This window comes from Kineococcus glutinatus, assembly GCF_039542765.1.
GTDB lineage: Bacteria > Actinomycetota > Actinomycetes > Actinomycetales > Kineococcaceae > Kineococcus_A > Kineococcus_A glutinatus.
Genome location: NZ_BAABIL010000161.1, coordinates 1 through 16,370 on the forward strand (window position 1 = coordinate 1; position 16,370 = coordinate 16,370).

Annotated in this window: 14 protein-coding genes; all 14 read left to right on the plus strand. The window is 75.7% G+C overall.

Features of this window, described 5'->3' with window-relative positions; all coding sequences use genetic code 11:
- Window positions 1-3 precede the first annotated feature (3 nt).
- Complete coding sequence (locus tag ABEB16_RS06905) at window positions 4-897, plus strand: TrmH family RNA methyltransferase (RefSeq protein WP_345711532.1); 894 nt, start codon at window positions 4-6, stop codon at window positions 895-897.
- 9 nt (window positions 898-906) lie between these two features.
- Window positions 907-2,019, plus strand: a complete 1,113-nt coding sequence (locus ABEB16_RS06910) for a sensor histidine kinase (RefSeq protein WP_425560118.1) — start codon at window positions 907-909, stop codon at window positions 2,017-2,019.
- A 105-nt stretch (window positions 2,020-2,124) separates the two neighbouring features.
- Window positions 2,125-3,216, plus strand: coding sequence for a phenylalanine--tRNA ligase subunit alpha (gene pheS / locus ABEB16_RS06915; RefSeq protein WP_345711522.1), 1,092 nt, complete (start codon window positions 2,125-2,127; stop codon window positions 3,214-3,216).
- Complete coding sequence (gene pheT / locus ABEB16_RS06920; RefSeq protein ID WP_345711523.1) at window positions 3,216-5,768, plus strand: phenylalanine--tRNA ligase subunit beta; 2,553 nt, start codon at window positions 3,216-3,218, stop codon at window positions 5,766-5,768. The genes pheS and pheT overlap by 1 nt, the downstream gene beginning before the upstream one ends.
- Window positions 5,761-6,606: an SDR family oxidoreductase gene (locus ABEB16_RS06925; RefSeq protein ID WP_345711524.1), complete on the plus strand. Its 846-nt coding sequence runs from the start codon at window positions 5,761-5,763 to the stop codon at window positions 6,604-6,606. The genes pheT and ABEB16_RS06925 overlap by 8 nt, the downstream gene beginning before the upstream one ends.
- Window positions 6,607-6,661: 55 nt before the next feature.
- On the plus strand, window positions 6,662-7,732 hold the full coding sequence (gene argC / locus ABEB16_RS06930; protein WP_345711525.1) for an N-acetyl-gamma-glutamyl-phosphate reductase: 1,071 nt from the start codon (window positions 6,662-6,664) through the stop codon (window positions 7,730-7,732).
- Entirely contained in the window at window positions 7,729-8,880 is a 1,152-nt protein-coding gene (gene argJ, locus ABEB16_RS06935) for a bifunctional glutamate N-acetyltransferase/amino-acid acetyltransferase ArgJ (protein ID WP_345711526.1), read from the plus strand. The genes argC and argJ overlap by 4 nt, the downstream gene beginning before the upstream one ends.
- An 11-nt stretch (window positions 8,881-8,891) precedes the next feature.
- Window positions 8,892-9,815 carry an acetylglutamate kinase gene (gene argB, locus ABEB16_RS06940; protein WP_425560119.1) on the plus strand — a complete coding sequence of 308 codons (924 nt, stop codon included), beginning with the start codon at window positions 8,892-8,894 and terminating at the stop codon, window positions 9,813-9,815.
- Complete coding sequence (locus tag ABEB16_RS06945; protein ID WP_425560120.1) at window positions 9,812-11,134, plus strand: acetylornithine transaminase; 1,323 nt, start codon at window positions 9,812-9,814, stop codon at window positions 11,132-11,134. Before argB ends, ABEB16_RS06945 begins: the two co-directional genes overlap by 4 nt.
- Window positions 11,131-12,060: an ornithine carbamoyltransferase gene (gene argF, locus ABEB16_RS06950; RefSeq protein ID WP_345711527.1), complete on the plus strand. Its 930-nt coding sequence runs from the start codon at window positions 11,131-11,133 to the stop codon at window positions 12,058-12,060. Before ABEB16_RS06945 ends, argF begins: the two co-directional genes overlap by 4 nt.
- Entirely contained in the window at window positions 12,057-12,614 is a 558-nt protein-coding gene (locus ABEB16_RS06955; RefSeq protein ID WP_345711528.1) for an arginine repressor, read from the plus strand. Before argF ends, ABEB16_RS06955 begins: the two co-directional genes overlap by 4 nt.
- Window positions 12,615-12,690: 76 nt before the next feature.
- A complete protein-coding gene (gene argH, locus ABEB16_RS06960; RefSeq protein ID WP_345711529.1) occupies window positions 12,691-14,133 on the plus strand; it encodes an argininosuccinate lyase in 1,443 nt (480 codons plus the stop codon).
- On the plus strand, window positions 14,118-14,765 hold the full coding sequence (locus ABEB16_RS06965) for a DNA-3-methyladenine glycosylase (protein ID WP_345711530.1): 648 nt from the start codon (window positions 14,118-14,120) through the stop codon (window positions 14,763-14,765). The genes argH and ABEB16_RS06965 overlap by 16 nt, the downstream gene beginning before the upstream one ends.
- A 74-nt stretch (window positions 14,766-14,839) precedes the next feature.
- Window positions 14,840-16,102 (plus strand): tyrosine--tRNA ligase, encoded by a 1,263-nt coding sequence (gene tyrS, locus ABEB16_RS06970; protein ID WP_345711531.1) that lies wholly within the window; start codon window positions 14,840-14,842, stop codon window positions 16,100-16,102.
- Window positions 16,103-16,370 lie beyond the last annotated feature (268 nt).

Sequence of the window (16,370 nt, forward strand, 5' to 3'; positions counted from 1 at the left end):
CCGATGGTGCTGGTCTCCGGGCGGCTGGCGGCCGAGCGGGTCACGGGCCGGGACCGCTCCGGGCGCTCGGCGCGCGAGCGCAGCGGCCGCTTCGCCGCCGAGGGCCCGCAGGCGGTGCGGGAGGCCGTCGCCGCCTCCGCGGACGCCACCTCCGCCGGGCGGGAACCGCTCGTGCTGGACCTCTACGCCACGGCCGACGCCGTCGAGCGCCACGGCGACGTCCTGGCCCTGGCGCACCGCGCCCGGCTGCGCGTGCACGAGGTGAGCGAGGAGGTGCTCGCCGCCATGAGCACCACGGTCACCCCGCAAGGCCTGCTCGCGGTCTGCTCGTCGGTCACCGTGGGCCTCGACGCCGCGCTCGAGCGCCGCCCGCGCCTCGTCGCCGTCCTCAGCCGCGTGCGCGATCCCGGCAACGCCGGCACCGTGCTGCGCGCGGCGGACGCCGCCGGTGCGGGCGCGGTCGTGCTGAGCGCGGACAGCGTCGACGTGCACAACCCCAAGTGCGTGCGCTCCACCGCCGGCAGCCTGTTCCACCTGCCGGTGGTCTCCGGTGCGGCGCTGGACGAGGCCCTGGCCGCCCTGCGCCGGGCCGGCTGCGCGGTGCTGGCGGCCGCCGGCGACGGCGAGCACGACCTCGACGACCTCGTCGACGCCGGCGAGGGCGGTCGGCGGCCCGAGCCCGGCACGCCGGACCTGCGCCGGCCCACCGCCTGGTTGTTCGGCAACGAGGCGCAGGGGCTCGCGGCCGCGGAGCGGGAGGCCGCCGACGCCGTCGTGCGGGTTCCCGTCCACGGCCGGGCGGAGAGCCTCAACCTGGCCACCGCCGCGACCGTCTGCCTCTACGCCAGCGCCCGGGCACAGCGTCGCCGCCCGGCGGACGCCCGTCCCGGCGGTTAGCCTGCGCCCGTGGCCGAGACGCCCTCGACCGGCGAGCCGCCCGTCCCGCCCACCGCCGCGGACGGGACGGCTCGCGTCGCGATCGATCCGGACGACCTGCCCGACGGCCTCGTCGTCATCGACGACCGCGCGGTCATCACGGCGGTCAACCGCGCCGCCGAGACCCTGCTGCGCCGCGAGGGCGGCACCCTGCTCGGGATGGACGTCCGCGAGGCGCTGCCGCTGCAGGACACCTCGGGCCGGCGCTGGTGGGACGCCACGGACCCGTGGTCGGGGCTGGCGACCCGGACCGGCCACCGCGAGCGCCTCCTCCTGCTGCCGGGTGGGTCGGAACTGCTCGTGACGGCCCGCTACGTGCGCGCCGGCCGTGGTGGTCCCGTGTCGCGTGTCGTGGTCCAGCTGCGCGGCACCGAGGCCCGCCAGCGCGCCGAGTCGGACGCCGCGAGCCTCATCGCCACCGTCGCCCACGAGCTGCGCTCGCCGCTGACGTCCGTCAAGCAGTTCACCTCCGCCCTGCTGCGCCGCTGGGAGCGGTTCACGGACGAGCAGAAGCGGCTGATGCTCACCACGGTGGAGGCCGACGCCGACCGGGTCACGCGCCTCATCGGTGAGCTGCTCGACGTCTCCCGCGTCGACACGGGCCGTCTGCACGTGCACCGGCGTCCCGTGGACGTCGTCGCGGTGGTGCACCGGCACGTCGAGCGGCTCGTCACCGCCGGCTACGACGACGAGCGCTTCGAGGTCACCGCCGGCGACGACCTGCCGGAGCTGTGGGCCGACCCCGACCGGCTCGACCAGGTGCTGGCCAACCTGGTGGAGAACGCGGTGCGCCACGGCGCCGGCTGCGTGCGCCTCGACGTGCGCACCGCCGACGGCTGGGTGGTGCTGACGGTCGACGACGAGGGGGAGGGCATCAGCGAGGAGAACCGCCCCTACGTCTTCTCCAAGTTCTGGCGCGGTGGTCAGCGCAGCGGCACCGGTCTGGGGCTGTACGTGGTGCGCGGGCTCGTCGAGGCCCACGGCGGGCGCGTGGAGGTGGGCCGCTCCCCGTCGGGGGGCGCCCGCTTCCGGGTGCTGCTGCCCGCGGGGGAGCCGGCCGGCGCGGCCGCGGGCGGGGCCTGAGGGCGAGCCGCGGTCGGGCGGCTCGCCGGTGACGTCTGCCAGACTCGCGTCTCGCCGTCCGCGCCCCGGGCGGTGAGACCCGCACGCCCACGAGGAAGCGACCGCATGGCTGAGCCCGACACCCCGCCCGTCCCCGACCCGCTGTCCGAGGCGGAGGTCGAGGCCGCCGTCTCGGCCGCGCTGGACGCGATCGCGGCCGCCGCCGACCTCGACGAGCTCAAGCGGGTCCGGCTGCGCCACACCGACGACCGCAGCCCGCTGGCGCTGGCCAACCGCGCCATCGGCGCGCTGCCGGGTGCCCGCAAGGCGGAGGCGGGCAAGCGGGTGGGGACCGCCCGCGGCCGCCTGCGCGCCGCCCTGGAGCAGCGCACCGCGGTGCTGGGGGCCGAGCGCGACGAGCGCGTCCTGCGCGAGGAGGCCGTCGACGTCACCCTGCCCGCCCGCCGGGTGGAGCGCGGCGGGCGCCACCCGCTGTCGACGCTGCAGGAGCGCATCTGCGACGTCTTCACCGCGATGGGCTGGGACGTCGCCGAGGGCCCCGAGGTGGAGGCGGAGTGGTTCAACTTCGACGCCCTGAACTTCGACGCCGACCACCCCGCGCGGCAGATGCAGGACACCTTCTTCGTGGCCGGCGCGGACGGCCGGGAGGGCTCCGGCCTGGTGCTGCGCACGCACACCTCGCCCGTGCAGGCGCGCGCGCTGCTCGACCGCGGCGTGCCCCTCTACGTCATCTGCCCCGGCAAGGTGTTCCGCACCGACGAGCTCGACGCCACCCACACGCCGGTGTTCCACCAGGTCGAGGGCATCGCGGTCGACGAGGGCCTGACGATGGCACACCTGAAGGGGACGCTGGAGCACCTGGCGCGCGCGATGTTCGGGCCGCAGGCGCGCATCCGGTTCCGCCCGTCGTACTTCCCCTTCACCGAGCCGTCGGCGGAGGCCGACGTCTGGTTCCCCGCCAAGCGGGGCGGTGCGGGCTGGATCGAGTGGGGCGGTTGCGGGATGGTCAACCCGAACGTGCTGCGCGCCTGCGGTGTCGACCCGGAGCGCTACTCCGGCTTCGCCTTCGGGATGGGCATCGAGCGGACCCTGATGTTCCGCAACGACGTGACGGACATGCGCCACATGGTCGAGGGCGACGTGCGCTTCAGCCGCGCCTTCGGCGTGGAGGACCTGACCTCTGGAGGAGAGCGCTGATGCGCGTCCCGCTGCCCTGGCTGGCCGAGCACGTCGACCTGGTCGAGGGTCACGGCGCCGAGGAGGTGGCCGCCGCTCTCGTCCGCGTCGGGCTGGAGGAGGAGGCGGTGCACCGCTCCGGCGTCAGCGGCCCCGTCGTCGTGGGGCGGGTGCTGTCGGTGGAGCCCGAACCGCAGAAGAACGGCAAGACGATCAACTGGTGCTCCGTCGACGTCGGAGGACCCGGGCCGCGCGGCATCGTCTGCGGTGCGCACAACTTCACCGTCGGCGACTCGGTGGTCGTGGCCCTGCCCGGGGCGGTGCTGCCCGGCCCGTTCGCCATCGCCGCGCGCAAGACCTACGGCCACGTCTCCGACGGGATGATCTGCTCCGCCGCGGAGCTCGGCCTCGGGGAGGACCACGCCGGGATCATCGTGCTCGGGTCCTTCCTCGGTGGTGCCGTCCCGGCGCCCGGTGCCGACGCGCTGGCGCTGCTCGGGCTGGACGAGGAGACGGTCGAGGTCAACGTGACCCCCGACCGCGGTTACTGCTTCAGCATCCGGGGGGTGGCGCGGGAGTACGCCCACGCCACCGGCCGGCCGGTGGCCGCCGCCCTGCGCGACCCGGCGGCCGTGGAGGTCCGCCCGCCGGCCGGGGAGGGCGGTGGGCCGCGCGTCCGGCTGGCCGACGCGACCCCGCTGCGCGGGCGTCCCGGCTGCGACCGCTTCGTCACCCGCATCGTGACGGGCCTCGATCCCGCGGCGCCCTCCCCTGCCTGGTTGCGCCGGCGCCTGCAGCAGGCGGGGATGCGCTCGATCTCCCTGCCGGTGGACGTCACGAACTACGTGATGCTGGCCACCGGGCAGCCGCTGCACGCCTACGACCGGGCGGCGCTGCGCGGTGACGTCGTCGTGCGCCGGGCCGGGGCCGGGGAGCGGCTGACCACCCTCGACGGGGTGGAGCGCGTCCTGCACCCGGAGGACCTGCTCATCACCGACGAAGCACCGGACGGTTCCTCCCGGGTGCTCGGCCTGGCCGGCGTCATGGGCGGGGCGGACAGCGAGGTGGGGACGGGCACGACCGACCTCGTCCTCGAGGCCGCCCACTTCGACCAGGTGTCGGTGGCGCGCACCGCCCGCCGGCACAAGCTGCCCTCGGAGGCGGCCCGCCGCTTCGAGCGCGGCGTCGACCCGGCGCTGCCACCGGCCGCCGCCGAGCTCGCGGTGCGCCTGCTCGTCGAGCACGGCGGCGCCGTGGCGGCGCCCGGCGGCGTGGACGTCGACGAGCGCGGTGCGGGGGCCGTCGTCCAGCTGCCGCTGGACCTGCCCTCCCGCCTCGTGGGCGTCGACTACGCCGAGGCGCAGGTGCGCGAGGTGCTGACCGAGATCGGGTGCACCCTGGGTGCCGCCGACGGTGGCGTGCTGCAGGTGCACCCGCCGTCGTGGCGGCCCGACCTGGCGCAGCCGGTGGACCTGGTGGAGGAGGTGGCGCGCCTGCGCGGCTACGACGCGATCCCCTCGGTGCTGCCGGCCGCCCCCGCCGGTCGTGGTCTCACCCGCGCGCAGCGGGCGCGCCGCTCGGTGGCCCGTGCCCTGGCCGACGCGGGCGCGGTGGAGGTGCTGTCCTACCCGTTCGTGGCCCCTGCCGTGCACGAGGCGATGGGCCTGCCCGCCGACGACCCGCGCCGGCGGGCGCTGCGCCTGCTGAACCCGCTGTCGGACGAGCAGCCGCTGATGCGGACCTCGGTGCTGGACTCGCTGGTGGAGGTGCTGCGCCGCAACGTCAGCCGCGGCTCGCGCGACCTGGTCGTCTTCGAGGTGGGGTCGGTGGCCCTGCCTCGCGCCGACCGCGGTGCCGCCCCGCTGCCGGGGGTGGGCGGCCGGCCTGCGCAGGAGGAGCTGGCGGCGCTGGCCGAGGCGGTACCGGCCCAGCCGCGGCACGTGGCGGCCCTCCTCGCCGGCGCGCGCCGCGGGCCGGGCTGGCAGCCGGACGGCTGGGGTCGCACACCGGAGCCGGCGACGTGGGCCGATGCCGTCGAGCTGGCGCGGACGGCCGCCGCCGCGGTGGGGGTCGAGCTCGGTGTGGGTGCCGCGGACGTCGCGCCGTGGCACCCGGGTCGCTGCGCCCGCCTGGCCACCGCCGACGGGGTGCTGCTCGGCTTCGCCGGGGAGCTGCACCCGCGTGCGGTCGCGGCGCTGGAGCTGCCCGAGCGCACGTGCGCGCTGGAGCTCGACCTCGATGCGCTGGTGGCGGCCGCCGCGGGCCGGGTGCCGGCCCCGGCGATGTCCGCGTTCCCCGCGGCGTTGCAGGACGTGTCCCTGGTGGTGGACGCGGCCGTGCCGGCCGCGGACGTCGAGGCCGCCCTGCGCGCCGGCGGCGGGGACCTGCTGGAGGACGTGCGCCTGTTCGACGTCTACACCGGCGACCAGGTCGGGGCGGGACAGCGCTCGCTGGCGTTCGGCCTGCGTTTCCGCGCTGCGGACCGGACCCTGACGGCGGAGGAGGCGGGAGGCGCGCGGGAGGCCGCGGTGGCGGAGGCCGCCCGGCGCACGGGAGCGGTCCAGCGTGCCTGAGGTGGCGGCGCCCGGGGTGGCGGGGGCCGGGGTTCCCGCCGCCCGGACCGCCCTGGTCACGGGTGCCTCCGGTGGCGTCGGCCGCATCCTGTCCGTCGCGCTGGGCGGCGCGGGGGTCGCCGTGGGCCTGGTGGGGCGCGACGCCCGGCGGCTCGCCGCGACGGCGGAGGCGGTGCGGGCGGCGGGTGGTCGCGCCGTGCTGGCGGTGGCGGACGTCACCGACCCGGTCCAGGTGGCGGGGGCGGTGGCCGAGGTGGAGGCCGCCCTCGGTGGGGTGGACCTGCTCGTCAACAACGCCGGGGTCATCGAGCGCTCGGAGGTCCCCGTCTGGGAGGCCGATCCGGAGGAGTGGTGGCACGTGGTGTCCACGACGCTGCGCTCCTCCTTCCTCCTCGTGCAGGCGGTGGTGCCCGGGATGCTGGAGCGTGGCGGTGGCCGGGTGGTGGACCTGTCCTCCGGCGCCGGCGCGCAGGACCGGGAGGTCAACACCGGCTACTGCGTCGGCAAGGCCGGGTTGTTCCGCATCGCCGGGGCGCTGCACCTGGCCGGGTACGACCGCGGCCTGCGCTCGTTCGAGATGTCCCCCGGCGTGGTGCCGACGGCGATGAGCCTGGGCATGTCCGGCCACGCCGGCCGGACGGGGTGGACAGCGCCGGAGGAGGTGGGCGGCCTGCTGCTGGCGATCGCGGTCGGCGAGCTGGACGCCTTCTCCGGCGGGTTCCTGCGCGCCGGGGTGGACTCGCCGGCCGCGCTGCGGGAGGCCGCTGCCCGGGGCCTGCCGGACGGCGCGCGCCGGCTGCTGGTGCGTCCCTACGGCCCACGGGACCCGCTGGCCTGAGCGGGGTGATCGGTGGTCCGATCCTGTGCATGACTACCCGCCTGGGTGTATGGTCATGCGCATGACTCCACGGGGAACGGCCCCCCTCACGGCAGCGGTCGCAGGTGCCAGCGGCTACGCCGGCGGCGAGCTGCTGCGCCTGCTCCTGCAGCACCCCCGCTTCCGGGTCGGTGCCCTCACCGCCGCGAGCAGCGCCGGCAGCACCCTCGGCGAGCACCAGCCGCACCTGCCGGCGCTGGCCGACCGGGTGCTGCGGCCCACGACGCCCGACGTGCTCGCCGGTCACGACGTCGTCTTCCTCGCCCTGCCGCACGGCGCCTCCGCCGAGGTCGCCGCCGCACTCGGGGAGGACGTCGTCGTCGTCGACTGCGGCGCCGACCACCGCCTCACCGACGCCGGCGCCTGGGCGGAGTTCTACGGCGGCACCCACGCGGGCAGCTGGCCCTACGGCCTGCCGGAGCTGCCCCGGGCCGACGGCACCCGCCAGCGCGAGGCCCTGAAGGGCGCCGGCCGGATCGCCGTGCCCGGCTGCTACCCCACCGGCGTCAGCCTGGCGCTGGCCCCGGGCTTCGCCGCCGGGCTGCTGCAGCACGACGACGTCGTCGTCGTCGCGGCCTCGGGCACCTCCGGGGCGGGCAAGGCGCCCAAGCCGCACCTGCTGGGTGCCGAGGTCATGGGGGCGATGAGCCCCTACGGCGTCGGCGGCGTGCACCGGCACACCCCGGAGATCGAGCAGAACCTCACCGCTGCGGCCGGAGCTGCGGTGCGGGTGTCGTTCACCCCGACGCTGGCGCCCATGCCGCGCGGCATCCTGGCCACGAGCACCGCCCGGCTGGCGGCCGGCGTCGACCCGGCCGCGGTCCGCGCCGCGTGGGTCGAGGCCTACGCCGGGGAGCCCTTCGTGCACGTGCTCCCCGAGGGGCGCTGGCCCAGCACCGCCGCGGTGCTCGGGTCCAACGCCGTCCAGCTCCAGGTGGCCGTCGACGTCCGCGCCGGCCGCGTCGTCGTCGTCTCCGCCGTCGACAACCTCACCAAGGGCACCGCAGGAGGCGCCGTGCAGAGCGTGAACCTCGCCCTCGGCCTCGACGAGGGCCTGGGCCTGTCCGCCGCGGGGGTGGCCCCGTGAGCGTCACCGCACCCGCCGGTTTCCGCGCCGCCGGTGTCACCGCGGGCCTGAAGGCGAGCGGCAGGCCGGACGTCGCCCTGGTGGTCAACGAGGGGCCCTCCGACGCCGCCGCCGCCGTCTACACCTCCAACCGGTGCAAGGCGCACCCCGTGCTGTGGAGCGAGCGGGCCAGCGCCGACGGCCGCGTCCGCGCGGTCGTGCTGAACTCCGGGGGGGCGAACTGCTTCACGGGACCGGCCGGGTTCCGGCTGACCCACGCCACCGCCGAGCTGGTGGGTGAGCTGACGGGTTGCGGTGCAGGTGACGTCGTCGTCTGCTCCACGGGCCTCATCGGCTACTCCTTCTCGGCGGAGAAGCTGCTGGACGGTGTCCGCGCCGCCTCCGCCGAGCTGTCGGACGAGGGCGGGGCGGCGGCGGCGAGCGCCATCATGACGACCGACACCGTGGCCAAGGAGGCCCTCTTCCGCGGCGCGGGGTTCACCGTGGGGGGCATGGCCAAGGGCGCCGGCATGCTCGCCCCCTCCCTGGCGACGATGCTCGTGGTGCTCACCACCGATGCCGTCGCCGAACCCGCCGACCTCGACGCGGCCCTGCGCGCGGCGACCCGCACCACCTTCGACCGGATCGACTCCGACGGCTGCATGTCCACCAACGACACCGTCGTGCTCATGGCCTCCGGCGCCTCCGGCACCGCGCCGGCCCCGGCCGACCTCGCGGAGGCCGTCCGCCACGTGTGCGCCGACCTCGCCCGCCAGCTCGTCGCCGACGCCGAGGGCGCCGACCACGACATCGCGATCGAGGTGGTGGGCGCCGCCACCGAGGACGAGGCCGTCGAGGTCGCCCGGTCGGTGGCGCGCAACAACCTCTTCAAGGCCGCCGTCTTCGGCAAGGACCCCAACTGGGGCCGGGTGCTGGCCGCGGTCGGCACGACGAGCGCGCAGTTCGACCCCTTCGCCCTCGACGTCAGCCTCAACGGCGTCGCCGTGTGCGTGGCCGGCGCACCGGGGGAGGACCCGGGCCTCGTCGACCTGGCCCCGCGCGAGCTGCGCGTGCGCGTCGACCTGCACGCCGGCGGGGCGGAGGCGACGGTCTGGACGAACGACCTGACGCACGCCTACGTCCACGAGAACAGCGCGTACTCGACGTGAGCGGAGCAGCGGTGGACACCACCCCGACGGGCACGAGCGCCGAGCAGGACGCCGGGACGGCCGCTGTGGCGGCGGCCAAGGCCGAGGTGCTCGTCGAGGCGCTGCCGTGGCTGCAGCGCTGGCGCGGTGCGATCGTCGTCGTCAAGTACGGCGGCAACGCGATGGTCGACGACGAGCTCAAGCGCGCCTTCGCCGAGGACGTCGTGTTCCTGCGCACCGCGGGTCTGCGCCCGGTCGTCGTCCACGGCGGTGGCCCGCAGATCTCCGCGATGCTCGACAGGCTGGGCATCGCCAGCGAGTTCCGCGGCGGGTTGCGCGTCACGACGCCGGAGGCCATGGACGTCGTGCGGATGGTCCTGACCGGACAGGTGGGCCGGGAGCTGGTGAACCTGATCAACGCCCACGGCCCGCTCGCGGTCGGGTTGTCCGGGGAGGACGCCGGCCTGCTGCGTGCGGTGCGCCGCCCGGCCCTGGTCGACGGCGAGCCGGTGGACGTCGGCCTCGTCGGCGACGTGGTGGGTGTCGACCCCGGCGCGGTGCTCGACCTGCTCGACGCCGGGCGCATCCCCGTCGTCTCCACCATCGCCCCGCAGGTCGACGGCGACGGGCAGGTCCTCAACGTCAACGCCGACACCGCGGCCTCGGCGATCGCGGTGGCGCTCGGGGCGCAGAAGTTCGTCGTCATGACGGACGTCGCGGGCCTCTACTCCGACTGGCCGGACCGCGCCTCTCTCGTGCGCGAGATCAGCGCCGACGCGCTGGAGGAGCTGCTGCCCGGCCTGCAGTCGGGGATGGTCCCGAAGATGGAGGCGTGCCTGCGGGCGGTGCGCGGCGGCGTGCCGCGCGCCACGGTCATCGACGGCCGGCTGGCGCACGCGGTCCTGCTGGAGGTCTTCACGAGTTCGGGTGTCGGCACGATGGTGGTGCCGTCGTGAGCGCGCAGGAGGGTGCCGTGGTGCAGGAGGACGCCGTCGCGGCGGCGGTGGTCGACCAGGACGCCGGTGCCCTGCCGGTCGCCGAGGGCGGCGCCGAGGTGTGGCTGGAGCGCTACGCGAACTCCCTCATGGGCACCTACGGCCGACCGCAGCGGATGCTGGTGCGCGGGGAGGGCTGCTACGTCTGGGACGCCGAGGGCCGCCGCTACCTCGACCTGCTGGGGGGCATCGCGACGAACGCGCTGGGCCACGCCCACCCGCTGCTCGTCGCGGCCGTGACCGCACAGCTCACCACCCTCGGGCACGTGTCGAACTTCTTCGCCACCGCCCCGCAGGTGGCCCTCGCCGAACGGCTGCTGCAGGTGGCGCGGGCGCCGCAGGGCTCACGGGTGTTCTTCTGCAACTCCGGCGCCGAGGCCAACGAGGCCGCCTTCAAGATGGCCCGCCGCACGGGCCGCGCGAAGGTGGTGGCGGCCCTCGACGGTTTCCACGGCCGGACGATGGGCGCCCTCGCCCTGACGTCGAAGCCGGAGTACCGCCTCCCGTTCGAGCCGCTGCCCGGTGGGGTGGAGCACGTGCCGTTCGGCGACGTCGCCGCCCTGGAGGCGGCCGTCGACGCGGACACCGCCGCGGTGGTCCTCGAACCCGTGCAGGGTGAGGGCGGCGTGCGCCCGGCACCGCCGGGGTATCTCGCCGCCGCGCGCGACATCACCCGTCGCGCCGGTGCGCTGCTGGTGCTCGACGAGGTGCAGACCGGCGTCGGCCGGTGCGGTGCGTGGCTCGCGCACCAGCTCCCGGACCTGGGCGGGGCCGACCTGCAGCCGGACGTCGTCACCCTCGCGAAGGGCCTGGGCGGCGGCGTCCCGATCGGGGCGGTCGTCGCCTTCGGCCCGGCAGCGGCCGCCCTGCTCGGTCCCGGGCAGCACGGCACGACCTTCGGCGGCAACCCGGTGGCGGCCGCCGCCGCGCTGGCCACCCTGCACGCGATCGAGCGCGACGACCTGCTCGGCAACGTGCGCCGCGTCGGGCAGCGGCTGCGCGCGGGCATCGAGGCGATCGACCACCCGCTGCTGGGTCCGGTGCGCGGTGAGGGCTTGCTGCTGGCGATCGCCCTGACCGCACCGGTGGCGGCGCAGCTGGTGGCGGCCGGTCTGGAGGCCGGTTTCGTCACCAACGCCGTGCGGCCCGACGCGGTGCGGCTGGCCCCGCCGCTGATCCTCACCGCGGCGCAGGCGGACGGTTTCGTCGCCGCGCTGCCCGCCCTGCTCGACGCCGTGGACCCGACGCCCACCCCAGCACCCGACGGAGACCGTCCGTGACCCGCCACTTCCTCGCCGACGACGACCTCTCGCCCGCCGAGCAGGCGGAGGTCCTCGATCTCGCAGCCCGGTTGAAGGCCGACCGCTTCGCGCAGCGGCCCCTGGAGGGTCCGCGCGCCGTGGCGGTGCTGTTCGACAAACCCTCCACCCGCACCCGGGTCTCCTTCTCGACCGGCATCGCCGAGCTCGGCGGGTTCCCCCTGGTGCTGGAGGCGGCCGGGTCCCAGCTGGGTCGCGGCGAGACTGAGGCGGACACCGCCCGCGTCCTGGAGCGCCAGGTCGCCGCGATCGTGTGGCGCACGTTCGAGCAGGCCCGCCTGGAGCGGATGGCCGCCGTCTCGCGCGTCCCCGTCGTCAACGCCCTGACCGACGAGTTCCACCCGTGCCAGGTCCTGGCCGACCTGCAGACGGTGCGGGAACGGCGCGGGTCCCTCGCGGGCGCGACCCTCACCTACCTCGGTGACGGGGCGAACAACATGGCGCACTCCTACGCCCTCGGCGGAGCGGTCGCCGGGCTGCACGTGCGCATCGCGGCGCCCGCCTCCGCGCAGCCGGACCCGGCGGTCATCACGCGCGCGCGGGCCGTCGCCGCCGCCACGGGCGGTTCGGTCACCGTCACGGACGACGCGGCCGCGGCGGCCGAGGGCGTCGACGTCCTCGCCACCGACACGTGGGTCTCGATGGGCCAGGAGGACGACCCGGTGCGCACGGCGGCCTTCGCGCCCTACGCCCTCGACGAGGCCGCCGTGGCGCGGGCCGCCGGCGACGTGGTGGTCCTGCACTGCCTGCCCGCCTACCGCGGCAAGGAGATCTCCGCCGCCGTCCTGGACGGGCCGAACTCCGCGGTGTGGGACGAGGCCGAGAACCGCCTGCACGCGCAGAAGGCGCTGCTGGTGTGGCTGCTGGCCCGCAACGGGGTCGAATGACCGAGCCCGTCGCCCGCGCCGAGCAGCCCGCCGGGGGGTCGGCGGGTACGAAAGCGTTCCGCCACGACCGCATCGCGGCCGTGCTGCGGCGCGAGCCCGTCCGCTCCCAGACGGAGCTGGCGGCGCACCTGGCCGCCGAGGGCGTGGTCGTCACCCAGGCCACCCTGTCGCGCGACCTCGTGGAGCTGGGGGCGGTCAAGGTCCGCGACGGTGCGGGTCTCGTCTACGCGCTGCCGTCGGAGGGCGGCGACCGCACCCCCCGCACCGGTGTCGCCCAGGAGGTGCTCGACGCCCGCCTGTCCCGCTGGTGCGAGGAGCTGCTCGTCAGCGCGGAGGCGTCGGCGAACCTCGTCGTCCTGCGCACCCCACCGGGCGCGGCGCAGTTCCTGGCCTCCGCGATCGACCACTCGACGATGCCCGCGGTGCTGGGCACGATCGCCGGCGACGACACGGTGCTGGTCATCGGCCGCGACCCGGCCGGTGGCGCGGAGCTCGCCGCGCGGTTCCTCGCCCTCGCCCGCCGCGAGGCGACCGATCCACCTGCGCCGGCATGACACGACGCTTCCAGCACCGAGCCCCCGAGGAGCACCCGTTGACCCGTCCCGCCGCACCCCGTCGAGGAGCACGCCGATGAACGAGCCGAAGGCAGCGGGGGAGAGCGGTCTGTGGGGGGGCCGGTTCGCGTCCGGCCCGGCCGCTGCGATGGCCGCGCTGTCGAAGTCCACCCACTTCGACTGGCGCCTGGCGCGCTACGACCTCGCCGGCTCGCGGGCCCACGCCCGGGTCCTGCACCGCGCGGGTCTGCTCGACGAGGACACCCTGCAGGCGCTGCTGGCCGGTATCGACGCCCTGGACGCCGACGTCGCCGCCGGCGCGTTCACCGCGGCGGCCGACGACGAGGACGTGCACTCGGCGCTGGAACGCGGCCTGGTGGAGCGCCTGGGCGCGGACGTCGGTGGCCGGCTGCGGGCCGGGCGCAGCCGCAACGACCAGATCGCGACGCTGCTGCGGATGTACCTGCGCGAGCACGCCCGCACCGTCGCCGGGTCCGTGCTCGACGTGGTGCAGGCGCTCGTCGAGCAGGCCGCGGCCCACCCGGGGGCTGCGATGCCCGGGCGCACCCACCTGCAGCACGCACAGCCCGTGCTGCTGGCCCACTCGCTGCTGGCCCACGCCTGGCCGCTGCTGCGGGACGTGCAGCGCCTGCGCGACTGGGACGCCCGCGCCGCCGTCTCGCCGTACGGCTCCGGTGCGCTGGCGGGCTCGTCGCTGGGGTTGGACCCCGCGTTCGTGGCGGCGGAGCTGGGTTTCACCGCCAGCGTCGAGAACTCGATCGACGGCACGGCCTCGCGGGACGTGGCCGCGGAGTTCGCCTTCGTCGCCGCGATGATCGGTGTCGATCTCTCGCGGATCTCCGAGGAGGTCATCCTCTGGGCCACGAAGGAGTTCTCCTTCGTGGTGCTGCACGACTCCTGGTCGACCGGGTCGAGCATCATGCCGCAGAAGAAGAACCCCGACGTCGCCGAGCTCGCGCGAGGCAAGGCGGGGCGTCTCATCGGGGACCTGACCGGCTTGCTCGCGACGCTCAAGGGGCTCCCGCTGGCGTACAACCGGGACCTGCAGGAGGACAAGGAACCCGTCTTCGACGCGGTCGACACCCTCGAGGTCCTGCTGCCCGCCGTCGCCGGGCTCGTGGCGACCCTCACCTTCGACACGGACCGCATGGCGGAGCTGGCACCGCAGGGCTTCGCGCTGGCCACCGACATCGCGGAGTGGCTCGTGCGGCAGGGGGTCCCGTTCCGCGACGCGCACGCCGTCGCCGGGGCCTGCGTGCGTCGCTGCGAGGAGCGCGGCGCCGCTGAGGGGCGTCCCGTGGAGCTGTGGGACCTCACCGACGACGACCTCGCCGGGATCTCCCCCCACCTGACGCCCGACGTGCGCGGGGTGCTGAGCACCGAGGGTTCGCTGGCCTCGCGCGACGGCGTGGGCGGTACGGCGCCGGTGCGCGTCGCCGAGCAGCTCGACGCGGCCCGCGACGCGCTGGCGGAGCACCGGGCGTGGCTGACGCGCTGATCCCCGCCGTCGGCGAGCACCTCCCGCGCGAGTTCTTCGCCCGGGAGGTGCTCGCCGTGGCGCGCGACCTGCTGGGGCGGGTGGTGCGCCACCGCACGCCGGAGGGCGTGGTGTCGGTGCGCCTCACCGAGGTCGAGGCGTACGCGGGGGAGTCGGACCCCGGCTCGCACGCGTTCCGCGGCCGCACCGCGCGCACCGCGGTGATGTTCGGCGAGGCGGGCCACGCCTACGTCTACTTCAGCTACGGCATGCACTGGTGCGTCAACCTCGTCACCGGACCGGTCGGCGCGGCCTCCGCGGTCCTCCTGCGGGGTGGGGAGGTGGTGGAGGGGGTGGACCTCGCCCGGTCGCGGCGGCTGTCCGCCCGGCGCGATCCGGACCTGGCGCGGGGGCCGGCTCGCCTGGCACGGGCCCTGGGGGTGTCCGGGACGGAGAACGGCGTCGACGTGTGCGCGGGCGGCTCGTTCGGCGTTCTCGCCGGTGCGGGGGTCGCCGACCCGGACGTGTCCTGGGGACCTCGTGTGGGCGTGGGCGGGGCGGGTGCTGCGACACCCTGGCGCTGCTGGGTCGCGGGTGACCCGACGGTCTCCACCTACCGCCCGGCGCAACCCCGTCGCCGCCGCCGGACCTGATCGGGCAGGCTGTGGGGTGGGCGAGAGGCGCCCGCCCGGCGGGTGCCGGGGTGGTGGAGGGGAGCGGACGGGTCGTGAGCGACGTCTGGGACGAGTTGCAGTGGCGCGGTCTGGTGGCGCAGTCCACCGACGAGGACGCCCTGCGCGCAGCGCTCGCGGCGGGACCGGTCACCTACTACGTGGGCTTCGACCCGACGGCCCCGAGCCTGCACGTCGGACACCTCGTGCAGGTGCTCACCGCACGGCGGTTGCAGGAGGCGGGGCACCGCCCGCTCATCCTCGTCGGCGGGGCCACCGGCCTCATCGGCGACCCGCGACCGACGGCCGAACGGACCATGAACGACCCGCAGACGGTCGCGGGCTGGGTGGAGCGCCTGCAGGCGCAGATCGCGCCGTTCCTCGACTTCTCCGGCCCGGCGGCCGCGACGATGGTGAACAACCTCGACTGGACCGCTCAGCTGAGCGCCATCGAGTTCCTGCGCGACATCGGCAAGCACTTCAGCGTCAACCGGATGCTCGACCGTGAGGCGGTCGCGACACGCCTCGCCTCGACGGGCATCAGCTACACCGAGTTCAGCTACGTGCTGCTGCAGAGCAACGACTACCTGCAGTTGCACCGCCGGCACGGATGCGCATTGCAGCTCGGCGGCAGCGACCAGTGGGGCAACATCACGGCGGGGGCCGAGCTGGTGCGCAGGGTGGACGGTGCGCACGTCCACGCCCTCGCGACACCATTGCTGACCAAGGCGGACGGCACGAAGTTCGGCAAGACCGAGGCGGGCGCGGTGTGGCTGGACGCGGAGCTGACCTCGCCCTACGCCTTCTACCAGTTCTGGCTCAACGCCGAGGACGCCCCCGTCGGCGGCTACCTGCGCGCCTTCTCCTTCCGCGACCGGGAGGAGATCGAAGAGCTGGAGCGACAGGTCGTCGACGCCCCGGCCGCCCGCGCAGCGCAGCGGGCGCTGGCCCACGACGTCACCGCCCTCGTCCACGGTGACGATGCGGCCCGAGCGGTCGAGGTGGCCTCGCGGGCGCTCTTCGGACGTTCTGATCTTCTCGCGCTGGACGAGCGGACCCTGCGGGACTCCTTGGCCGAGCTGCCGGCGGCGCGGACCGGGTCGGCGGACGTCGAGGTGGTCGACCTCTTCGTCGCCGCGGGCCTCTCGCCGAGCCGGTCGGCGGCGCGCCGCACCATCGCCGAGGGCGGCGCCTACGTGAGCAACAGCAAGGTGACGTCCGAGGACGCGCGTCTCGCCGACTTCCCCCTCCTCCACGGCCGGTACGCGGTGCTGCGACGCGGCCGGCGGGCGCTGGCCGCGGTCACCGTCGGGGACTGACGCCGTGTTCGTGCGGATGTGTTGTGGTGCAGTGGTTGTGGGTGGGTGGGTGGTGGGGATTTGACCGTGGGGGTGGGGGCTCGTAATGTTCTTCCTGTCGCCCGCAGGGGGATGAGGCCGGCCCGGTTCGGGGTGGTCTGATCCGCTCGGGGGGATGCTGGGGATGGGGTAAGCTTGTGTGTGACCGAGGTCACGGATGAGGTTGCCTGCTGATCTGGTTATGATGTGAAGGTTGCCTCGGGTCTGCTGCTCGTGTGGGTGGTGGGGC

Coding starts and splice junctions, on each gene's coding strand:
- ABEB16_RS06955 (WP_345711528.1), top strand. CDS start 12,057: ATGACCGAGCCCGTCGCCCGCGCCGAGCAGCCCGCCGGGGGGTCGGCG.
- argC (WP_345711525.1), top strand. CDS start 6,662: ATGCGCATGACTCCACGGGGAACGGCCCCCCTCACGGCAGCGGTCGCA.
- pheT (WP_345711523.1), top strand. CDS start 3,216: ATGCGCGTCCCGCTGCCCTGGCTGGCCGAGCACGTCGACCTGGTCGAG.
- argH (WP_345711529.1), top strand. CDS start 12,691: ATGAACGAGCCGAAGGCAGCGGGGGAGAGCGGTCTGTGGGGGGGCCGG.
- pheS (WP_345711522.1), top strand. CDS start 2,125: ATGGCTGAGCCCGACACCCCGCCCGTCCCCGACCCGCTGTCCGAGGCG.
- ABEB16_RS06905 (WP_345711532.1), top strand. CDS start 4: ATGGTGCTGGTCTCCGGGCGGCTGGCGGCCGAGCGGGTCACGGGCCGG.